This window comes from Agromyces sp. NPDC029043 (genome assembly GCF_055564615.1).
The window spans coordinates 162,138-182,176 of the sequence record NZ_JBVHVX010000008.1; the positions used below are offsets into that span (position 1 = coordinate 162,138).

The 20,039-nt window shown below is 70.6% G+C and carries 18 protein-coding genes; 6 read left to right on the forward strand and 12 right to left on the reverse strand.

What is annotated here, in order from left to right; genetic code table 11:
* Positions 1-8 precede the first annotated feature (8 nt).
* The 6 genes from ACZ4TW_RS12325 to ACZ4TW_RS12350 all read right to left on the reverse strand — a co-directional run bounded on the left by ACZ4TW_RS12325 (position 9) and on the right by ACZ4TW_RS12350 (position 7,351).
* The gene (locus ACZ4TW_RS12325; RefSeq protein ID WP_465543012.1) at positions 9-1,397 is read right to left on the reverse strand and encodes an MFS transporter; all 1,389 of its coding nucleotides are present in this window, start codon (positions 1,395-1,397) and stop codon (positions 9-11) included.
* Positions 1,398-1,513: 116 nt separating this feature from the next.
* Entirely contained in the window at positions 1,514-2,344 is an 831-nt protein-coding gene (locus ACZ4TW_RS12330; RefSeq protein ID WP_465543013.1) for an aldo/keto reductase, read from the reverse strand.
* 114 nt (positions 2,345-2,458) lie between these two features.
* Positions 2,459-2,986, reverse strand: a complete 528-nt coding sequence (locus ACZ4TW_RS12335; RefSeq protein ID WP_465543014.1) for a cyclase family protein — start codon at positions 2,984-2,986, stop codon at positions 2,459-2,461.
* Positions 2,987-3,395: 409 nt separating this feature from the next.
* Positions 3,396-4,724 carry an APC family permease gene (locus tag ACZ4TW_RS12340; RefSeq protein WP_465543015.1) on the reverse strand — a complete coding sequence of 443 codons (1,329 nt, stop codon included), beginning with the start codon at positions 4,722-4,724 and terminating at the stop codon, positions 3,396-3,398.
* Positions 4,725-4,811: 87 nt separating this feature from the next.
* Positions 4,812-5,972 (reverse strand): cystathionine gamma-synthase, encoded by a 1,161-nt coding sequence (locus tag ACZ4TW_RS12345; RefSeq protein ID WP_465543016.1) that lies wholly within the window; start codon positions 5,970-5,972, stop codon positions 4,812-4,814.
* Positions 5,973-5,983: 11 nt separating this feature from the next.
* A complete protein-coding gene (locus ACZ4TW_RS12350; RefSeq protein WP_465543017.1) occupies positions 5,984-7,351 on the reverse strand; it encodes a cystathionine beta-synthase in 1,368 nt (455 codons plus the stop codon).
* 214 nt (positions 7,352-7,565) lie between these two features.
* On the opposite strand from ACZ4TW_RS12350, the gene ACZ4TW_RS12355 reads away from it, so the two are divergent.
* Both ACZ4TW_RS12355 and ACZ4TW_RS12360 read left to right on the forward strand, forming a co-directional pair.
* Positions 7,566-8,237, forward strand: coding sequence for a DUF3105 domain-containing protein (locus ACZ4TW_RS12355; RefSeq protein ID WP_465543018.1), 672 nt, complete (start codon positions 7,566-7,568; stop codon positions 8,235-8,237).
* A complete protein-coding gene (locus ACZ4TW_RS12360) occupies positions 8,234-8,935 on the forward strand; it encodes a DUF305 domain-containing protein (RefSeq protein ID WP_465543019.1) in 702 nt (233 codons plus the stop codon). Before ACZ4TW_RS12355 ends, ACZ4TW_RS12360 begins: the two co-directional genes overlap by 4 nt.
* Positions 8,936-8,956: 21 nt before the next feature.
* On the opposite strand, the gene ACZ4TW_RS12365 is transcribed toward ACZ4TW_RS12360, so the two are convergent.
* From ACZ4TW_RS12365 to ACZ4TW_RS12380, 4 genes are all read right to left on the reverse strand, one after another.
* The gene (locus ACZ4TW_RS12365; protein ID WP_465543020.1) at positions 8,957-10,909 is read right to left on the reverse strand and encodes an ABC transporter ATP-binding protein; all 1,953 of its coding nucleotides are present in this window, start codon (positions 10,907-10,909) and stop codon (positions 8,957-8,959) included.
* Between the two features lie 152 nt (positions 10,910-11,061).
* Positions 11,062-12,054: a carbohydrate ABC transporter permease gene (locus tag ACZ4TW_RS12370; RefSeq protein WP_465543021.1), complete on the reverse strand. Its 993-nt coding sequence runs from the start codon at positions 12,052-12,054 to the stop codon at positions 11,062-11,064.
* Complete coding sequence (locus ACZ4TW_RS12375; protein ID WP_465543022.1) at positions 12,051-13,019, reverse strand: carbohydrate ABC transporter permease; 969 nt, start codon at positions 13,017-13,019, stop codon at positions 12,051-12,053. The genes ACZ4TW_RS12370 and ACZ4TW_RS12375 overlap by 4 nt, the downstream gene beginning before the upstream one ends.
* Before the next feature lie 110 nt (positions 13,020-13,129).
* Positions 13,130-14,488, reverse strand: coding sequence for an ABC transporter substrate-binding protein (locus ACZ4TW_RS12380; protein ID WP_465543023.1), 1,359 nt, complete (start codon positions 14,486-14,488; stop codon positions 13,130-13,132).
* A 196-nt stretch (positions 14,489-14,684) separates the two neighbouring features.
* Here ACZ4TW_RS12380 and ACZ4TW_RS12385 point away from each other — a divergent pair, with 196 nt between their 5' ends.
* Together ACZ4TW_RS12385 and ACZ4TW_RS12390 are read left to right on the forward strand one after the other, a co-directional pair.
* Complete coding sequence (locus ACZ4TW_RS12385) at positions 14,685-15,728, forward strand: LacI family DNA-binding transcriptional regulator (protein WP_465543024.1); 1,044 nt, start codon at positions 14,685-14,687, stop codon at positions 15,726-15,728.
* 122 nt (positions 15,729-15,850) lie between these two features.
* On the forward strand, positions 15,851-16,471 hold the full coding sequence (locus ACZ4TW_RS12390; RefSeq protein WP_465543025.1) for a peptidoglycan-binding domain-containing protein: 621 nt from the start codon (positions 15,851-15,853) through the stop codon (positions 16,469-16,471).
* A gap of 106 nt (positions 16,472-16,577) precedes the next feature.
* Here ACZ4TW_RS12390 and rplL read toward each other — a convergent pair whose 3' ends face one another.
* Positions 16,578-16,967 (reverse strand): 50S ribosomal protein L7/L12, encoded by a 390-nt coding sequence (rplL, locus tag ACZ4TW_RS12395; RefSeq protein ID WP_092672623.1) that lies wholly within the window; start codon positions 16,965-16,967, stop codon positions 16,578-16,580.
* Between the two features lie 49 nt (positions 16,968-17,016).
* Positions 17,017-17,532: a 50S ribosomal protein L10 gene (rplJ, locus tag ACZ4TW_RS12400; protein ID WP_465543026.1), complete on the reverse strand. Its 516-nt coding sequence runs from the start codon at positions 17,530-17,532 to the stop codon at positions 17,017-17,019.
* A 433-nt stretch (positions 17,533-17,965) separates the two neighbouring features.
* Here rplJ and ACZ4TW_RS12405 point away from each other — a divergent pair, with 433 nt between their 5' ends.
* Both ACZ4TW_RS12405 and ACZ4TW_RS12410 read left to right on the forward strand, forming a co-directional pair.
* Positions 17,966-19,579, forward strand: a complete 1,614-nt coding sequence (locus tag ACZ4TW_RS12405; RefSeq protein WP_465543027.1) for an MDR family MFS transporter — start codon at positions 17,966-17,968, stop codon at positions 19,577-19,579.
* 10 nt (positions 19,580-19,589) lie between these two features.
* On the forward strand, positions 19,590-20,030 hold the full coding sequence (locus ACZ4TW_RS12410; protein ID WP_465543028.1) for a MarR family winged helix-turn-helix transcriptional regulator: 441 nt from the start codon (positions 19,590-19,592) through the stop codon (positions 20,028-20,030).
* Positions 20,031-20,039 lie beyond the last annotated feature (9 nt).

Below are 20,039 nucleotides of genomic sequence, written 5' to 3' on the forward strand. Positions count from 1 at the left end.
TGTGACGGTCACATGGACCGAGCGGGAGGCCGGACCCGCGATGCGAGCACGACGCCGACGAGCGCGATCACCACGCCCACGAGGAACTCGGCCGTGAACGCACCCGGCCCGAGCACGCTCGCGACCAGCGCAGTGACCGCGAGCGCCACGGCGGCGCCGAGCGACTCCCCGATCGTCAGGGCGGCGCTGTTGAACCCCTGCGCCTCCTGCGGCGACTGCTCGAGCACCGACACCGAGAACCGCGGGTACATGAAGCCCATCGCCGCTCCGCAGAGCGTCCACGCGACGAACGCGACCGCGGGGGCGAGCCCGAAGGCCGCGACGGCGAGCACCACCACGAGCGACGCGGCGAGCACGGCGGCACCGACCCGCACGACGTCGGTGTTCGAGATGCGGTCGCCGAGCCGTCCCTGCACCCACGAGGCGGCCGCCCACGATATGCCCGCGCCCGTGAGCACGGCGCCCGCGAGCGACGGCGGGAAGTCGTAGCGGTCGATCAGCAGGTAGGGCAGGTAGATCTCACTGCTGAAGAACGCGCCGGCGACGATCGCCCGCATCAGCACGGTCGCCGGCATGCCGCGTGCCGCACGGAGCGTGCCCGGCGGGAACAGCGGCCGCACGGCGATCACGGCGACCGCGATGGCGAGGACGGCGAGGATCCACCGCCACGGCTCGGGCAGCTCCTTCGCGAGGCTGACGCCCAGCGCCGCGACCGCGGCGAGCACCGACCATGCCAGCCGCGACGCGCTCCACGGTATGGTCGGGTCGCCCTGCACGCGGTCGAGCACGCGCAGCAGCGGCACGAGCATCATCGCCCCCGCCGGCAGCACCAGGGCGATGACGCCGAGGAACACCCAGCGCCAGTCGAGCCGTTCGGCCACGAACCCGGCGACCGCGGGGCCCACGATCGACGGGATGACCCAGGCCGCCGCGAAGCCCGCGAACACGCGCGAGCGCACCGACTCGGGGTAGACGCGCGCCACGATCACGTAGAGCGGCACGATCACCGCGGCGCCGCCGATGCCGTGCACGAGGCGGCCGAGCACCAGCACGGGCATGTTCGGGGCCAGGCCCGCGATCACGAGTCCGACGATGAACAGCACGCCGGCCGCGAGCAGCGGCGGCAGCGGCCCCGAGCGGTCGCTCCAGTTGCCGGCGACGACCATGCCGACCACGCCCGCGGCGAGCGGAACCGAGAACGCGAGCGCGTAGAGGCTCTCGCCGTCGAGGTCGGCGGCGACGAGCGGCATGACCGTGGTCACGGCCAGCACCTCGAACGCCGCGAGGAAGATCAGGGCGAACATGCCGAGCGACAGCCACCGCCACGGCCGGGAGAGCGGCCCTCCGACCGGGACCTCGACGGCCTCGGATGGTGCGGGGGTGGTGCGGTCGCTCACCCGATCGAGCCTACGACGGCCCAGCGACATCCGCCGCCGTCGATCCGGTCGACGACGCGCGAGAATCGGACAGGACGCGACGGACGCGACGCGACGCCGGGAGGCCTCGGGCGGCGCTACAACTCCTCGTGCGCGTCGGGGTCGGCGCCCCAGAGCCGCCCGCGCGCGAGCCCGGAGATCGCCTCTACCTCGGCGGGATCGAGGTCGATGTCGAACACGTCGAGGTTCTGCCGGCGCCGCTCGGCATCGGCCGACTTCGGGATCGGCACGGCCCCCAGGGCGAGGTGCCACGCGAGCACGACCTGCGCGGGGGATGCGCTGTGCCGCGCCGCGACCTCGGCGATCACGGGCTCGACGAGCAGCTCGCTCCGCTTCGCGAGCGGGCTCCAGCTCTCGGTGCGGATCGCATGCTCGGCGTGGTACGCGCGCAGCTCGGCCTGCGGGAAGTAGGGGTGCAGCTCGACCTGGTTGACCACGGGCATCAGCCCCGTCTCGGCCGCGAGCCGGTCGAGCATCGCCGGGGTGAAGTTCGAGACGCCGATGGAGCGCACGACGCCGCGCTCCTTGAGCTTGATCATCGAGCGCCAGCTGTCGACGTACCGGTCGCGCTTCGGGTTGGGCCAGTGGATGAGGTACAGGTCGACCCAGTCGAGGTCGAGCCGCCGGCGCGACTGCTCGAAGCTCGCGAGCGTCTCCTCGGTGCCGTGGTGGCGGCCTGGCAGCTTCGTGGTGATGAACAGGTCGCTGCGGTCGACGTCGGATCGGCGGATGGCCTCGGCCACGACCTCCTCGTTGCCGTAGTTGTAGGCGGTGTCGATGAGGCGGTAACCGTCGCGGATGGCGGAGACGATGGCTTCCACGCCGCTCTGGTCGTTCAGCCCGTACGTGCCCAGTCCGATCGCGGGGATCGTGTTGCCGTCGGCGAGCGCATACGCGTGGGCGGTCATGGGACCATCCTCACCCGGAATCGCCCGCGCAGGCCAGCAGCGACGCGCGATCCCCAGCGGTTCGGCAGTGAAGCGGATGGCTCGGATGCCGCGCGGCCGCCGCGCGACGGGCGGCTACTCGCCGGAGTACACGACCGGGAGCTCGGCGAACGCTCGCACCGGGAAGGTGCCGAACCCCTCCACCCGCGGCGGCACGGCGGTGAACCGGGCCCCCCGCACGGGCACGCGCTCGAGCGCCGTCAGGTGCTCGACGACGTGCACGCCCGCCGCGAGGAGGATCGAATGCGCGGGACGCTCGCCGCCCGACTCGGTGTCGTCGATGTTGAGCGAGTCGATGCCCACCAGGACGACCCCGGCGTCGACGAGGTGCCGGGCGCCGGCCTCGGTGAGGAAGGGCGCGCCGTCGACGTACCGCGGCGTGCCGAAGTGCCGGCTCCAGCCGGTGTGCAGCAGGACGGCGGTACCGGCGAGGTCGCGATCGAGGAACACCTCGGCGGGGATGCCACGGCTCGCGGCATCGGTGAGGCGGAACACCTCGGCGGGCAGGCCCGCGAGCGTCGCCAGGTCGAGGCTCGCGAGGTCGCCGCCCTCGGCGTAGCGGTGGTACGGGCTGTCGAGGTACGTTCCGGTGTTCCCCGCCATGGTGATGACGTCGATCGCGAACTCGGTTCCCGGCGCATAGTGCTCGCGCGACGCGTGAGGTGCGGGGTGATCGTCGGCGCGGGGATGCCCGGATACGTGACGAGCCCGGCGCGGATCGGATGGCTCAGGTCGACGAGCGCGCCGCGATTCGCGGCCGAGCCCGCGGACGCCGCGGCCTCCGCCGCAGCGGTACCGACGCCGCGCGAGCCCGTGTGCGCCTCCTCGACGATCTCGAGCTCCGCGAGCCGGACCCGACCCACCAGTGCGAGCCCGAGGTGCCGCACCAGGAGTTCGCCGATCTGCGACTCGGTGAGGTCGGCCGAGGGCAGGTCGAGGCGGAAGCCCCGGGCCCGCAGCCCGCCCCCGTTCACGAAGTCGATCTCGGCGTCGAAGACGGCGCGGTACTCGGTCACGTGTGCTCCGGTCGTGTCGGGGTGGCGGGAGATCGGGGATGCAGGCGCCGGATCACCGTCACGAGCAGCGCGGCGAGGGCGAGCACCAGCGGCACGACGAGGTTGGACCACGCGAGCACGAGCAGGCCGGCGGTCAGGATGGTCGCCACGACGGCGAGCCACCAGCCCAGGCTCCACCGCCGGAGCAGCAGCGTGGCGGCGAGCATGCCCGCCGCGTAGATCGCGACCATGTTGCTCGTGTGGATGAGGATGAACCCGGTCAGGTCGAGGTCGTTCAGCAGCATGAGGGCGAAGTACACGGTGATCAGCACGCCGGTGAGCGCGAGCGCCCGCCGGGGCACCTCGCCGTCGGCCGCGCCCTTGGCGAGGAACCGCGGCAGGTCGCCGTCGCGCCCGAGCGCGGCGCCGAGCTTGCCGAACGCCGGCAGGTAGGCGTTGACGACGCCGACCGTGACGATCGCGGCGACGATCGCGACGAGCACCGAGCCGATGCCCGGCGCGGTGCTCTCGACGAGGTCGAGCAGTGGCACCTGGCTCGCGCCGGCCCGCTCGCCGAGCACCGCCACGGTGACGAACTGCAGCGCGAGGTAGCCGACGCCCACGATGACGATCGCGATCGCGGTCGCGAGCGGGATGGTGCGCCGCGGGTCGCGGAACTCGCCCGCGATGTGCGTGCCGACCTCCCAGCCTGCGAAGGCCCAGACGAAGAGGCTCACCGCGACCCCGACGCCGGCCCAGCCGTTCGGCAGGAACGGCGTGAAGTTCGCGGGATCGGCCGCCGGGAAGGTCACCGCGACGACGCCCACGACGACCGTGAGCAGCAGGCCCGTCAGCACGAACTGCACCCAGCCCGCGACGCGCACGCCGAACCAGTTCGCGATGAAGGGCGGCAGGAAGACGGCGAAGCCGATGATGGGCACGGCCGCACGGTCGACGCCGAGGACCGCGACGACGTACTCGCCGCCGAGCACGGCGACGACCGGCGCGCCGACGCAGACGCCGAAGAAGAACCAGTACCCCGTCATGCGCGCGGCCGTCGGCCCCAGGGCGCGGCGCACGTAGCTCGCCACGCCGCCCGCGTCGGGGAAGCGGGAGGCGAGCGCGGCGAACGTGCCCGCGAGCGGGATCGACAGCACCAGCACGGCCGCCACTGCGACGATCGACGCCGGGCCGGCGGCCTCGGCGGCGAACCCGGGCAGCACGAGGATGCCGGTGCCGAGCACGCTCGCGATGTACAGCGCGGTGCCCTGCACGAGCCCGAGGCGGCCGTGGTTCCCGGTGGCGACGTCGACGGATGCGGCGGCATCCAGGGTTCGCGAACTCACCCGTTCATCGTGCCGCACGCCACCGACGTCGCGCGCTGGCAGTCCGGACGCCGTTGCGCGATATCCTGCCAGAGCGGCGCCGGCGCGCTACAGCCGCGCCAGGGCCTGGTCGATGTCGGCGAGCAGGTCGTCGGCATCCTCGATGCCCACCGAGAGCCGCACGATCGACTCGGGCACCTCGGCCTCCGTGCCCTTCACCGACGCGTGCGTCATCTCCGAGGGGTAGTTCACGAGCGACTCGACGCCGCCGAGCGACTCGGCGAGCGTGAACAGCTCGGTCGACTCCGCGAACCGCCGCGCCGCCTCTCCCCCTCCCGCGAGGTCGATCGAGACCATGCCGCCGAACCCCGACATCTGCCGTGCCGCGAGGGCGTGGGCGGGATGCGACTCGAGCCCCGGGTACAGCACACGCGCGATCGCGGGGTGCTCGTCGAGGCGCCGCGCGATGGCAAGCGCGTTCTGGCTGTGCCGCTGCATCCGAATACCGAGGGTCTTGATGCCGCGGGTCGTCAGGAACGCGTCGAACGGGCTCGAGACCGCACCGGCGGCGAACTGCGTGAAGCCGACCCGCTCGGCCAGCTCCTCCTGGCCCTCGCCGAACACGAGCGCCCCGCCGACCACGTCGGAGTGCCCGCCGAGGTACTTCGTGGTCGAGTGCACGACCACGTGCCCGCCGAGGGCGAGCGGCTGCTGCAGCGCCGGCGACGCGAAGGTGTTGTCGACGACGACGAGCACGCCGGCCTCGTCGCCGAGCTCGGCGAGCGCCGCGACATCCGAGATCTTCATCAACGGGTTGGACGGCGTCTCGACCCAGAGCACCCTGGTGGTGCCGAGCTCGATCGCGTCGCGGACGGCGTCGAGGTCGCTGGTGTCGACCGTCGTGTGGCGCACGCCCCAGTCGCCGAGGACGCGGCGGATGAGCCGATGCGTGCCGCCGTAGACGTCGTTGCCGATCACCACGTGGTCGCCGGGCGTCAGCACGGTGCGCAGCAGCGCATCCTCCGCGGCGAGGCCCGACGCGAACGACAGGCCGCGGATGCCGCCCTCGAGCGCCGCGAGCTGGGTCTCGAGCGCGGTGCGCGTCGGGTTACCGCCGCGCGAGTACTCGTACCCGCCGCGGAGGTGGCCGATGCCGTCCTGCGCGTACGTGGAGGTGACGTGGATCGGCGGGATGACGTCGCCCGTCGTCGGGTCGGGGTCCTGCCCGGCGTGGACCGCGCGGGTGTCGAAGCGGGCGTCGTGGTGCATCGGTCGGCCTTTCAGGAGGAGAGGTAGGTCAGCAGGTCGGTGCGGGTGACCACGCCGAGCGCCTTGCCGCCGTCGGTGACGAGCATCGCGGGCCGGTCGCCGAACGCGTGCCGCGCGGTCGCGACGGGTTCGTTCACGCCGATGAGCGGCAGCGGCTCGCCGACCACTGTCGAGACCTCGTCGGTGAGCTTCACGCGCCCCGAGAACACCTGGTCGAGCAGCTCGCCCTCGTGCAGTGCGCCGAGCACCTCGCCGAGCACGACGGGCGGCTCGGCCGACAGGACGACCAGCTGCGAGACGCCCGTCTCGGTCATGCGGTCGATCGCCTCGCGCACCGTGTCGTTCGGATGCACGTACACGAGCGGGGCCGTGCGATCGGCCTTGGCGTCGAGGAGGTTGCGAACCGTGTGCCCCGCGGGCGCGTTCCCGAACCCGTACGCGCGCAGCCACTTGTCGTTGAAGATCTTGCCGAGATACCCGCGGCCCGAGTCGGGCAACAGCACCACGAAGACGTCGTCGGGCCCGGCGGATGCCGCGGCCTTCAGCGCCGCGACGACCGCCATGCCGCTCGACCCGCCGACGAGGATGCCCTCCTCGCGCGCGAGCCTGCGGGTCATCGCGAACGACTCGGCGTCGGAGACGGCGATGATCTCGTGCGGCACGCTCGGGTCGTACGCACTCGGCCAGAAGTCCTCGCCGACGCCCTCGACGAAGTACGGCCGACCGGTGCCGCCGGAGTAGACCGAGCCCTCGGGGTCGGCGCCGATGATGCGCACGCGATCGCCCGACACCTCGCGGAGGTACCGGCCGGTGCCCGTGATCGTGCCGCCCGTGCCGACGCCGGCCACGAAGTGCGTGATCCGCCCGTCGGTGTCGCGCCAGATCTCGGGACCCGTGGTCTCGTAGTGCGACAGCGGCCCGTTGGGGTTGGAGTACTGGTCGGGCTTGAACGCGCCGGGGATCTCGCGCGCGAGCCGGTCGGAGACGCCGTAGTACGACTCGGGGCTGTCGGGCGCGACCGCGGTGGGCGTCACGACCACCTCGGCGCCGTACGCCTTCAGCACGTTGCGCTTGTCCTCCGACACCTTGTCGGGGCAGACGAAGACGCACTTGTAGCCGCGCTGCTGCGCGACGAGCGCGAGGCCGACGCCGGTGTTGCCTGAAGTGGGCTCGACGATCGTGCCACCCGGCTTCAGCTTGCCCTCGCGTTCGGCGGCGTCGATGATGCGCGCCGCGATGCGGTCCTTCGCAGAGCCGCCGGGGTTGAAGTACTCGAGCTTGACCAGCACCGTGGCATCCGTCACTCCCTCGGTCACGCGGTGGAGCCTGACGAGCGGGGTGTCGCCCACGAGTTCGGTGATGTTCTCTGCGTACTTCATGCCGGTGTGTTCATCCTCTGGTGGAGTGCGTCTGAGCGGCGCCCGGAATCGGCGCGCGACGCATGGGTAGGTGTCGCCTGCCTAGTAGCGACGACAACACCGAGGCGAGAAGCTCACCCGGCCAGCCTAGCGGGTGGCGGATGACGCATGGCAGGCTCTTCCGAGCATGCGTTCGTATACTCGGGGCAATCCCCCGCACGAGGAAGGCCCTGGCGTGAGCGCGACCCAGCCCGGCAAGAAGCCCACCGTCAAGCAGCAACGCGCCATCGAGCGCGAGCGCAAGCTCGAGGAGTTCAAGAAGCGCGAGGCGCGCATGAAGCGCAACCGCCGCATCGCGATCTGGAGCTCGGTCGCCGTCGGCGTCGTCATCGTCGCACTCATCGTGACGTCGGTCGTGCTGACGCCGCGGCCCGCGAGCTACAGCGCCGGCGGCACGGGCGCCGAGATCGAGGGCGTCGAGACCTTCGAGAACACGTCCGAGCACGTCGAGACCGCGGTCGACTACCCGCAGACGCCCCCCGCGGGCGGCCAGCACAACCCGGCATGGCTGAACTGCGGCATCTACGAGGAGCCCGTGCCGAACGAGAACGCCGTGCACTCGATGGAGCACGGGGCCATCTGGGTGACCTACGACGCCGAGACGCTCTCCGACGACGAGCTCGCCACGCTCAAGGAGAAGCTGCCGAGCACCTACGTGATCCTCTCGCCGTTCGACGGCCTGCCCTCGCCGATCGTCCTGAGCGGCTGGAACTCGCAGCTCCAGGTCGACGAGGCCGACGACCCCCGAATCGCCGAGTTCTTCGAGGAGTACTGGCAGAGCCAGGACGTTCCCGAGCCCGGTGCGCTCTGCACCGGCGCCGTCGACGGCCCCGGAAAGGTGTCGTGACCGACGAAGCGGACCGCACTGCGGGCACGCCCCGGACGGAGCGCCCGCGGGGCGGGTTCGGCCGTTGGGCCGTCGTGCTCGCGGCATTCGTCGCCCTGGTCGTCGTCGCCGCCGTCGCCTTCTCGATCGGGCGCCTCTCGACCCTCGGCGACCCGACGCCGTCGAACACGAGCGCCGAGGCCGGGTTCGCCCGCGACATGCAGGTGCACCACCAGCAGGGCGTCGAGCTCGCGATGATCGTGCGCGATGCGACCGAGGACGACGCGACGCGACTGCTCGGGTACGACATCGCGACCACGCAGGCGCAGCAGGCGGGCCAGATGTACGGATGGCTCGCCGAATGGGGCCTGCCGCAGGCCGGGCCCGAGCCCTCGATGACGTGGATGACGCGACCGGCCGACGACGGCGCGACGCACGACGGGCACGGCGACGGCGACTCGGCGCACGAGCCCGGCGAGCCGATGCCCGGTCTCGCCAGCTCCGAGCAGATCGCCGAGCTGCGGTCGCTCGAGGGCGTCGAGGCCGAGCGGATGTTCCTCGAGCTGATGATCGCGCACCACCACGGGGCCGTCGAGATGGCCGAGGCGGTGCTCGCGCGCTCCGACTACCCGGTGGTCGTCTCGCTCGCCGAGTCGATCGTGGCCAGCCAGGCATCGGAGATCGCGCTCATGGAGGACATGCTCGCCGAGCGCTCCTGAGCGGCGTGCGCAGGGCGGGCGCTACGAGCGGCTCGCCGGCACCTCGGGCCGTTCGGCCTGCTGCCGGTAGAGCGACGCGTACACGCCGCCCGACTCGATGAGCTCGGCGTGCGTGCCGCGCTCGGCGATCCGGCCCGCGACGATCACGAAGATGACGTCGGCTGCGACCACCGTCGACAGCCGGTGCGCGATCGCGATCGTGGTGCGCCCCCGCGAGGCGTCGTCGAGCGCGGCCTGCACGACGCGCTCGCTGATCGTGTCGAGGGCGCTCGTGGCCTCGTCGAGCACGAGCACCGCCGGATCCTTCAGCAGCACGCGCGCGATCGCGATGCGCTGCTTCTCGCCGCCGGACAGGCGATAGCCGCGCTCGCCCACGACGGTCTCGTAGCCCTCGGGGAACGACGCGATGGTCTCGTGGATGTTGGCGGCGCGCGCGGCCGCCTCGAGCTCGGTGTCGGTGGCATCGGGCCGCGCGTACCTGAGGTTCTCGGCGATGGTCGCGTGGAACAGGTAGGTCTCCTGGCTCACGATGCCGATGTTCGACATGAGCGACTCCTGCGCGAGGTCGCGCACGTCGACGCCCGCGAACCGCACGGCACCGCTCGACGCCTCGTACAGTCGGGGCACGAGATACGACACCGTCGTCTTGCCGGCGCCGCTCGGCCCCACGAATGCGGCGAACTGGCCCGGCTCGATCGTGAACGACACGTCGTCGAGCGTCGGAGGCTGGTCGCCGTCGGCGTCGGGGTACCGGAACGACACGTGGTCGAACTCGACCCGCCCGAGGAGCGGCTCGCCGGCGGCATCGGTGCCCGAGGGCACCTCGCGCGCGCCCGGCCGGTCGCTGATCGACGGCGTGAGGTCGAGGTACTCGAAGATGCGCGCGAACAGCGCGCTCGAGGTCTGCAGGTCGAGCGCCACGCGCATGAGGCCCATGAGGGGGAACAGCAGGCGCGCCTGCACCGTCGTGAACGCCACGATCGTGCCCGCGGTGATGTCGGTCGCGCCGCCGGTCATCAGCCAGCCCGACACGAGGTAGACGATCGCCGGGATCGACGACATGAAGATCGACACCATCGCGAAGAACCACTGGCCGGTCATCTGCTGCTTGACCTGCAGCGCGATCTGGTTGCCGTTCTCGTCGGCGTAGCGGTCGATCTCGCTGCGCTGCCGCGTGAAGCTCTTCGAGAGCAGGATGCCGCTGACCGAGAGCGTCTCCTGCGTGATCGCGGTCATCTCCGACAGCGACTCCTGCGTCTTCGCGGCGACCCGAGCACGCACCTGCCCGACCCGGCGCTGCGCGATCACCATGAACGGCATGAGCACGAGCGCGATCAGCGTGAGCTGCCAGTTGAGCAGGAGCATCGCCACGAACGCCGAGATCACCGTGACCGTGTTGCCGAGGACGCTCGAGACCGTGTTGGTGAGCACGGATGCCACGCCGCCGACGTCGTTCTGCAGTCGCGACTGGATGATGCCCGTCTTCGTGCGGGTGAAGAAGCTGAGCTCCATCGACTGCAGGTGGCTGAAGAGGCGCACTCGCAGGGCGCCCATGACCTTGTTGCCGATCGTCGCGGTGAGGAAGGTCTGCCAGACGCCGAGCAGCGCCGAGACCACGAACACCGCGATCATCGCCGTGACGATCCAGCCGAGGGCGGTGAGGTTCGGCTCGCCGATGCCGCCGTCGCCGTCGGTCGGGAACAGCGCGTCGTCGAACGCCCGCTGCGTGAGCAGCGGCGGGATGACGCTGAGCGCCGCCCCCACGAGGACGAGGATCACGACGACGACGAGCGCCGTCCGATGCGGGCGGAACAGCTCGGCGATGCGGCGGAGCAGGTGCGGGATCTTCGGGGCTTCGGCGTTCTCGGCGCGCTGGGCCGCCTCGTCGGCGCTCGAGATGCGACGGCTCACCCCGCCGCCGCGACCGCCGCCCGGCCTGGCGCCGGGAGGCATCCCGCTGCCGTGCATGCTCATGCATTCACCCTAAGCGGCACCTCCGGCACGCCCGCCCGGCGGGACGCCCCGGGGCCCGGATGTTCGCCGACGGCGTGGCGGACGACGATGGGGCGGATGCCCCGCGACATCCGCCCCATGGTCGACGCGGATGCCGCGGCATCCGCCCGCCGTCAGCCCTTCGTGGCACCCGCCAGGAGGCCGCGGACGAAGTACCGCTGCAGGCTGAAGAACACGATCAGCGGGATCACGATCGAGATGAACGCCGACGCCGTCAGCAGCTGCCAGTCCTGGCCTCTCGTGCCGACCAGCTCGGCCAATCGCTGGGTCAGCGGCGCGACATCCTGTGTGCCGCCCGAGAAGATCAGGGCGACGAGCAGGTCGTTCCACACCCAGATGAACTGGAAGATGGCGAACGATGCCAGCGCCGGGGTGGCGAGCGGGAGCACGATCCGGCCGAAGATCTGGCCGTGCGTCGCGCCGTCGACCCGCGCCGCCTCGATCACGTCGTTCGGGATCTCCGAGATGAAGTTGTGCAGCAGGAAGATCGCGAGCGGCAGGCCGAACATCGCGTGCGCGAGCCACACCGGCGCGTAGTTCTGCTCGGGGATGATCGGGACCACGTCGTGCAACCACGCCTGCATCGGCCGCAGCCACGTCGAGAAGATCTGCAGCAGCGGCACGAGCGCCATCTGGAGCGGCACGATCTGCAGCGCGAACACGAAGATGAACAGCCAGTTCACCCACTTGAACTTGATCCACGCGAACGCGTACGCCGCCATCGACGCGAACACGAGCGTGATGAGCGTGCCGAGCAGGGCGATGGCGATCGAGTTCACGATGTACGCACCGAGCTGGGGCGACGACGACGAGGTCGAGAAGAGCACGGACGAGTAGTTCTCGAGCGTGAGCCCGGGGTTCTGGAAGTAGGTCCACCAGCCGGTCGTGCGGATGAGCTCGGCCGGGCGGAAGGACGAGAGGAAGAGGCCGAACGTCGGGATCGTCCAGAGGATCGCGATGATGAGCGACACGATCGTCGCGGTCCGCGACGTCAGCCGCTTCTTGACGCGTGCGGCCTTGGGCTGGGCGTACTCGGCCTGCTCGGCGGCTTCGAGGGACCCCTGGTCCTTGCCGACCGGGAGGTCGGCCGGGGCGACGCTGCTCATCGGATCTCCCTCTGCTTCCGGAGGACGTTGACGTTGTAGATGACGATCGGGAGCACGAGCAGGAACAGGATGAGCGCGAGCGCCGACCCCCGCCCGATCTCGCTGGCCCGGAACGCCTGCGTGTACATCTCGTTCGCGATGACGCTCGTGTTGAAGTTTCCGGCCGTCATCGTCCGCACGATGTCGAAGACCTTGAGCGTGGCGATCGAGATCGTCGTGAGCACGACCACGAGCGAACCGCGGATGCCCGGGACCGTCACGTTGAGGAACCGCTGCCAGGCGTTGGTGCCGTCGAGCTGGGCCGCCTCGATCTGCTCGGTCGGGACGCCCTTGATCGCCGCGCTCAGCAGGACCATGGCGAACCCGGTCTGGATCCAGATCATCACGACGATGAGGAGGAACGTGTTGAGCGGATCGGTCTGCAGCCACTGCACGGGTTCGCCGCCGAACGCCACCACGATCGCGTTCAGGAGGCCGATCTGCTCGCGGTCGCCCGATCGGTACTCGTAGACGAAGCGCCAGATCACGCCGGCGCCGACGAACGAGATCGCGATCGGCATGAACAGCACGACCTTGTAGTACTTCTCGCCGCGGGACCGGTCGATGAAGACCGCGTAGGCCAATCCGACTGCCGTGGCGAACGTCGGCACGATCGCCACCCAGATGATGGTGTTGATGAGCGTGCGGATGGCGGCCGGCTGCGTGAACGTCCAGATGAAGTTGTCCATCGTCCAGTCGCCGTTCGAATCCTGGAACGCGAGGACGCTGGTGCGGATCGCGGGGTACACGAGTCCGATGATCACGAGGAGCATCGCGGGGGCGAGGAAGCCCGCCAGCTGCCAGTAGTCGCGGCCCTTCTTCGGGGCCTTGTCGATGAAGAAGATGAGGAGGCCGACGACCGCAGCGAGGATCGCGAGCCCCATCACCACCTGCAGGATCTTGCCGATGAGATCGGCCGTGGTCATCGTGCCTCCCGGGTTCGTCGTTGAAGCTGGGGTGCCGAGGGGCGGGGTTCGAACCCCGCCCCTCGATCATGCCGCGTCGCCCCCGCTCAGCGCGAGCGACGCGCGGACGGTCAGTTGGCCGGCCAGGACGCCTCGATCGCGTCGACGGTCTCCTGCGTGCTCTGACCGCCGACCCAGGCCACGATGCCCTTCCAGAAGGAGTCGGCGCCGACGGCACCGGGCATCAGGTCGGATCCGTCGAAGCGGAAGGTCGTCTCGGGATCCTGGAGGATCTCGATCGACTGCACGAGCAGCTCGCTCGACGCGTTCTCGGGGTCGACGCCCGTGTTCGCGCTGATGACGCCGCCCAGGCTCACCCGGTTGTTGGCCCAGGTGTCGCTCGACAGGTAGGTGCGGAACGCCTCGACCTCCTCCGCCTCGCGGAAGGCCACGACGATCTCGCCGCCGCCGGTCACCGACAGCGGGTCGTCGGCGTTGGCCGGCGGGAGCAGGAAGCCGAACACGGTTCCGTCGGAGGCCACGGTGTTCTCCTCGCCGCCCTCGGGGTTCCAGAAGGTCTCGTAGAACGAGGCCTGGTGGTGCAGCGAGCACTCGCCGTCGAGGATCGGCAGGCCGGCGGTCTGGAACGCCTCGGTCACGAGCGTCGACACGTCGCCGATGCCGCCGTTGACCATGTCCTCGCTCTTGAGGTACTCGCCGACGGCGTCGAACGCCTCGGCGATGCGCGGGTCGTTGAACGGGATCTCGTGGGTGACCCACTGGTCGTAGACCTCGGCACCGTGCAGGCGCAGCACGTAGTCCTCGATCCAGTCGGTGCCCGGCCAGCCCGTGGCGTCGCCCGACTCCAGGCCCACGCACCACGGCTTGTGGTCGCCCTCGGCCGCGATCGTGTCGGAGAGCTCCTTGAGCTCGTCGAGAGTCTGCGGGATCTCGTAGCCGTTCTCCTCGAACTCGGCGGGCGAGTACCAGACGTAGCCCTTGATGCTCGCCATGAGCGGAGCGCCGTAGAAGGTGTCCTCGTAGGAGCCGTACTGCTTCCAGTCCTCGGACCAGAACTCGTCGGCGTTCGCCTCGACGGACTCGGACGCCGGGATGAGCCAGCCGCCCGCCGCGAGGCGGTTCATCAGGCCGGGCTGCGGCACGAAGGCGACGTCGGTGGCGTTGCCGCCCTCGGCGAGCACCGCGATCTGGGCCTCGAACTCGCTCGAACCCTGGTACTCGACCGAGATGCCGGTGCAGGTCTCGAAGTCGGCCCACGACTCGTTGAGCCGGTCGGCCTCGAGGTCGAGGATCGTGCCGGACACCGTGACCTCGGCGCCGTCGAATGTGCCGTACTCCTCGTAGTCGCTGCAGTCGACGTCGGCCGCATCCTCGGCAGCGATGTCGCCGGTGCACGCCGTGAGCGTCAAGCCGATCGCAGCGGCCGCGACGACGGGGGCCGCCCACCGGCGATGCCGTGAGAGTCTCATGTCTTCTCCTCATTGAGTGCGGTGCAGGGCGGAGCCGGGAACCGGTTCCAGCGCCCACGCTAGGCGACGAGCGGTCTTGCGGGCAAGAGTGAGGGTGGTCACGATCGGGTGACGGCGCGTCGATCCGGAACCGGTTCCACATCGGCCCGTTCGGGCGTACACTCCGTGTCGCGGGGCCCGATGGAGGGAGGCGAGCATGTCCGCCATCTCCGATGTGGCCCGTCTCGCCGGGGTCTCGAAGTCGACCGCGTCGCGGGCCCTCACGGGCCGGGGCTACGTCTCCGATGCGACGAGACGGCGCGTGGCCGACGCCGCCGCCGAGATCGGCTACATCGCCTCGCCGAACGCGGCGAGCCTCGTCACGGGCCGCACGAAGAACGTCGGCATCGTCATCCCGTTCGTGAACCGGTGGTTCTTCGGCGAGGTGCTCGAGGGCGCCGAGCGCGCGCTCCTCTCGGCGGGCTACGACCTCACGCTCTACAACCTGGCGCTCGAGGGTCCCGAGCGCGACCGGGTGTTCGACTTCTTCCTGTCCCGGAAGCGGGTCGATGCCGTCATCGCGGTCGGCGTCGACCTGACCGACCGCGAGGTCGCAGTGATCGAGCGGCGCGGCAAGCCCATCTTCGCCCTGGGCGGCACCGCCCCCGGCGCGACGCGTCTCGCGATCGACGATCGCGGCGCCGCGGCGCTGGCGGTCGAGCACCTCATCGGGCTCGGGCATGTCAGGATCGCGCACCTGGCCGGCGCCGCGACCGGCTCGGCGGCGCAGAGCGTGCAGCGCCTGCGCACCGCGGGCTTCGACGACGCGATGCGCACCGCGGGCCTGGAACCGTGCGGCGTCGACGGCGGCGTCCTCGCGGCCGAGATGAGCCTGCCGGGCGGCTACACCGCCGGCCTCCAGCTGCTCGGCCACCCCACCGCACGGCCCACCGCGGTCTTCGCCGCCTCCGACGAGCTGGCGTTCGGCGTGATGCGCGCCGCCGAGCGACTCGGCATCGCGGTGCCGGCGGCGCTGTCGGTGATCGGCTTCGACGGGCACGAGTACGCCGAGCTGTTCGGACTGACCACCATCGAGCAGTACCCCGAGGACCAGGGCCGGGCGGCCGTGGAGGCCGTGATGCTTGAGCTCGGCGAATCGGCGCCCTCACCGGGCGACGCCGATGGCGCCATCCCCGCGTTCGATCGCCCGCTCACGACCCGGCTCGTCGTACGCGGAAGCACGACGGCGCCGTCGCGTTGACCCGAGCCCGTCGTCTCAGGGCCAGCCCGGTGGCATCCGCGAGCACCGGCTCGTAGCCTCCGCAACGGGCGACGCGGCACCGATCGGACCGCGCCCGGCCCGTACCGATGAAGGAGGGCACGATGACCACCGAAACCGCTGCCGCCGCGAGCGGGGCGATCTCCCCCGCCGACGGGATCACGCTGCAGAGGCTGGCGCGCGCGGGCGGCTACCGAGGGCCGAACGACGGCGTGCCGGGCCCGAACACCTGGAAGGGCCTGCAGCAGACGGGGAAGGGCTACGGCTACGCCGGACACCTGGACGGCGACCCCGGCCCGGCCACCTGGGATGCGCTCCAGCGCCTCGCCGCCAAGGGCGGGTACACGGGCCCGAACGACGGGGTGATGACCGCCGCGTCGTGGAAGGGCGTCCAGACCGTGCTCGAGGGCTTCGGCTACGCGGGACCCATCGACGGCCACCCGGGGCCGGCCACGAACACGGCGCTCCAGGTGCTCGCTCGCATCGGCGGGTACTTCGGACCCTACGACGGCGTCCTCGGGCCGAACTCGTGGAAGGGCGTGCAGGCGGTGCTCACCGGCACGGGCTACGCCGGTCCCGTCGACGGCGTCCCCGGGCCGAACACGTGGAAGGCGCTGCAGCGCATCGCCCAGCGCGGCGGCTACGCAGGCCCGATCGACGGGGTCCCCGGTCCGGGGACCTATGCCGGGCTGGCCGCGCTCCTCCTGCGGAGCGAGCACGACTGACCCCGCGACGACGGATGCCCCGTGCCGAGCGAGTCGGCACGGGGCATCCGCGTGTTCAGGTGACGCAGGTCACCTCAAGCTGCGAACCCGCTGACGCGGGCGCGGACTACTTGAGGGTGACGGTCGCGCCGGCCTCCTCGAGGGCGGCCTTCGCCTTGTCGGCGGTCTCCTTGTTCGCGCCCTCGAGCACGGCCTTGGGAGCACCGTCGACGACGGCCTTCGCCTCGCCGAGGCCGAGCGAGGTGAGCTCGCGGACGACCTTGATGACCTGGATCTTCTTGTCGCCGGCAGCCTCGAGGACGACGTCGAAGGAGTCCTTCTCCTCGACCTCTTCGGCAGCGGCGCCCGCGCCACCGGCGGCCGGAGCGGCAACCGCGACGGGGGCGGCGGCGGTGACCTCGAAGGTCTCCTCGAACGCCTTGACGAACTCCGAGAGCTCGATGAGGGTCAGGCCCTTGAACTGCTCGAGCAGCTCCTCAGTGGACAGCTTCGCCATGATTTTCTCCTTAGATGTGTTGGTTACTCACCGCTTGAGAGGCTCGCGCCTACGCAGCGGACTCCTGCTTCTCACGCAGCGCGTCGACCGTGCGGACGGCCTTCGACAGCGGTGCGTTGAACAGATATGCGGCTCCGAACAGCGAGGCCTTGAAGGCGCCGGCGAGCTTCGCCAGGAGCACTTCGCGGGACTCGAGGTCGGCGAGCTTGCCTACCTCTTCGGCGGTCAGGGGCTTGCCATCGAAGAAGCCGCCCTTGACCACGAGGAGGGGGTTCGCCTTGGCGAAGTCACGCAGCGACTTCGCGACGGCGACCGGGTCGCCGTGCACGAACGCGATCGCCGACGGGCCCTTGAGCTCGTCGTCGAACGAGGAGATCCCGGCGTTGTTGGCCGCGATCTTCGTCAGCGTGTTCTTCACCACGGCGTAGCTCGCGTCCCCACTGATGGACTTGCGGAGCTCCTTGAGCTTCGCAACAGTGAGGCCGCGGTATTCGGTCAGCAGAACGGCGGTCGAGCTCTCGAACAGGTTCGTGAGTTCGGCAACCGAGGCTTCCTTGTTCGCCATGGCCACTCCTTGTGAATTCAACGTGCATCGCGGAGGCGGTGCACGGCCTGGAGCGCTGGAAACTCATGAGCGTCGAGCAAATGAAAAGAGCTCCGGCGCAGTTGCGCGGAGCTCGGCCCGATCGAACGGGAAGTCTTCGTCACACCTGCGCGGGCACTTGCATTCGCAAGACTTCGGTCGCGAGCCTTTCGGCGCACGACAACCAGCGGTCTTCGGCTCCGTCAAGGGTAACGGATGTCGCGGCCGCCGCCAAATCGCGCCCGCGCCCGCGCCCCCATCCCTTTCTCAGGACGATCCGCGCGGATCGCACCGTATTCAGGACGGCACGCCGCCCGATTGGGGCGTGCCCGGGCGTTTCACCTGAGAAGGGAATAGTTGACCGAGGTCTACTTGTCAGGTATTGTTGACCTCTGTCAACGATTTCAGGAGCTCAATGACCGACACGGTTCGCCCCCTCCCACCGCTCTCCGACAACGGCATGACGCACCGCGAGGTGCTCACCGCGCTGTCGGGCCTGCTGCTCGGCATGTTCGTGTCGATGCTCGCGTCGACCGTCGTCGGCACCTCGCTGCCGCTGATCATCTCCGACCTCGAGGGCGACCAGTCCGCCTTCACCTGGGTCGTCACTGCGACCCTGCTCGCCACCACGGTCTCCACGCCCATCTGGGGCAAGCTCGCCGACCTCTTCGATCGCAAGCTCCTGCTGCAGCTCGCGCTCGTCATCTTCGTCGTCGCGTCGGCCGTCGCCGGCTTCTCGCAGGACACCGGCACGCTCATCACGATGCGCGTCTTCCAGGGCCTCGGCGCCGGCGGACTCGCGGCACTCAGCCAGATCGTGATGGCCGACATCATCAGCCCGCGCGAGCGCGGCCGCTACGCGGGTCTGTTCGGTGCGGTCATGGCCGTGGCCACGGTGGGCGGTCCGCTGCTCGGCGGCGTCATCACCGACGGCCTCGGCTGGCGCTGGAACTTCTTCGTCGGCCTGCCGATCGCGATCGTCGCGCTCGTGCTGCTGCAGCGCACGCTGCACCTGCCCAAGCGGCCGAGGGCGAAGGTCTCGATCGACTACGTCGGCATCGTCCTGATCTCCGCCGGCGTCTCACTGCTCCTGCTCTGGGTGACCTTCGCCGGATCGGAGTTCGAGTGGATCTCGATGCCGAGCCTGTTCATGGTCGGCGGCGCGGTGCTGCTGCTCGCGGTCGCGATCGTCGTCGAGCTCCGCGTGCCGGAGCCCGTGATCCCGCTCGGCCTGTTCCGCGACCGCACGTTCACGCTCTCGGTGATCGCGTCGATCTCGGTCGGCGTGGCGATGTTCGGCACCGCCGTCTTCCTCAGCCAGTACATGCAGCTCGCACGCGGCGCGACCCCGACCGAGTCAGGTCTGCTGACCATCCCGATGATGGCGGGCGTGCTCATCTCCTCCACCGTGATCGGTGCGCTCGTCAGCCGTCGCGGCAGGTGGAAGGGCTTCATGGTCACGGGCGCCGTGCTCATGATCGCCGGCAGCATCCTGCTCGGGCAGCTCCACTACGACACGCCGTTCTGGTACGTCGGGATCTCGATGTTCGTGCTCGGCGCAGGCGTCGGCATGCTCATGCAGAACCTCGTGCTCGTCGTGCAGAACACCGCCGAGGTGCGGAACCTGGGCGTCGCGACGAGTGCGGTCACGTTCTTCCGCAGCCTCGGCGGCACCGTGGGCGTCGCGGTCATGGGCTCGATCCTCGGCACCGTCGTCGCCGACTCGATCACGGAGGGCATCGGCGGCCTCCCGCCCGAGCAGCAGCTCGAGGCCGCCCGGACGCTCGGCGGCGGCACCATCCCGCAGATCAGCGAGCTGCCCGGGTTCCTGCGCGTGGTCGTCGAGTCGGCCTACGGCACCGGCGTCGGCAGCGTGTTCCTCGCGGCCGTCCCGCTCGCGATCGTCACGCTGCTCGCGGTGGCCTTCCTCCCGAACATCGGCCTGCGCACGCAGAACGCCGTCCAGCGGGCGAAGGCCGAGGAGGACGCGGAGGAGGATACCGCGATCGGCGCCCGGAGCGCCCGATAGCATGAACGCCATGACCGCCGACCCCGCCGTCGACGAGGCCATCGCGCTCGTCGAGGAGCAGCTCGGCGTGGTGTTCACGCGGGCACGGATGGTCTGGAAGGAAGCGGCCGACCAGATCCATCCGGGCATGCAGCCGGCCGGCTACAAGGTGCTGAGCACGATCGTGCGCCTCGGATCGACGAACGCGCACGTGCTGGCCGACCTGCTCGACATGGACAAGAGCGTCGTGAGCCGTCAGGTGCGCGTGCTCGAGGAGGCGGGGCTCGTCGAGAGCCGCCCCGACGAACGCGACGGGCGGCTCCGCGCGCTCAGCCCCACGGCGACGGCCGCCGAGCGGGTGGGCGCGGTGCGCGCCGCCAACCAGGCCCGCGTCCGCGCGGCACTCGAGCCGCGCTCGGCCGACGAGCTGCGTACCTTCGCCGAGATGCTCCGTGTGCTCGCCGAGGCCTGACCGACGGCG

Excerpts from the sequence above, each read along its gene's own strand:
- ACZ4TW_RS12330 (WP_465543013.1), bottom strand. The coding sequence starts at position 2,344 with ATGACCGCCCACGCGTATGCGCTCGCCGACGGCAACACGATCCCCGCG.
- ACZ4TW_RS12335 (WP_465543014.1), bottom strand. The coding sequence starts at position 2,986 with ATGGCGGGGAACACCGGAACGTACCTCGACAGCCCGTACCACCGCTAC.
- ACZ4TW_RS12345 (WP_465543016.1), bottom strand. The coding sequence starts at position 5,972 with ATGCACCACGACGCCCGCTTCGACACCCGCGCGGTCCACGCCGGGCAG.
- ACZ4TW_RS12350 (WP_465543017.1), bottom strand. The coding sequence starts at position 7,351 with ATGAAGTACGCAGAGAACATCACCGAACTCGTGGGCGACACCCCGCTC.
- ACZ4TW_RS12365 (WP_465543020.1), bottom strand. The coding sequence starts at position 10,909 with ATGAGCATGCACGGCAGCGGGATGCCTCCCGGCGCCAGGCCGGGCGGC.
- ACZ4TW_RS12370 (WP_465543021.1), bottom strand. The coding sequence starts at position 12,054 with ATGAGCAGCGTCGCCCCGGCCGACCTCCCGGTCGGCAAGGACCAGGGG.
- ACZ4TW_RS12375 (WP_465543022.1), bottom strand. The coding sequence starts at position 13,019 with ATGACCACGGCCGATCTCATCGGCAAGATCCTGCAGGTGGTGATGGGG.
- ACZ4TW_RS12380 (WP_465543023.1), bottom strand. The coding sequence starts at position 14,488 with ATGAGACTCTCACGGCATCGCCGGTGGGCGGCCCCCGTCGTCGCGGCC.
- ACZ4TW_RS12385 (WP_465543024.1), top strand. The coding sequence starts at position 14,685 with ATGTCCGCCATCTCCGATGTGGCCCGTCTCGCCGGGGTCTCGAAGTCG.
- ACZ4TW_RS12390 (WP_465543025.1), top strand. The coding sequence starts at position 15,851 with ATGACCACCGAAACCGCTGCCGCCGCGAGCGGGGCGATCTCCCCCGCC.
- rplL (WP_092672623.1), bottom strand. The coding sequence starts at position 16,967 with ATGGCGAAGCTGTCCACTGAGGAGCTGCTCGAGCAGTTCAAGGGCCTG.
- rplJ (WP_465543026.1), bottom strand. The coding sequence starts at position 17,532 with ATGGCGAACAAGGAAGCCTCGGTTGCCGAACTCACGAACCTGTTCGAG.
- ACZ4TW_RS12405 (WP_465543027.1), top strand. The coding sequence starts at position 17,966 with ATGACCGACACGGTTCGCCCCCTCCCACCGCTCTCCGACAACGGCATG.
- ACZ4TW_RS12410 (WP_465543028.1), top strand. The coding sequence starts at position 19,590 with ATGACCGCCGACCCCGCCGTCGACGAGGCCATCGCGCTCGTCGAGGAG.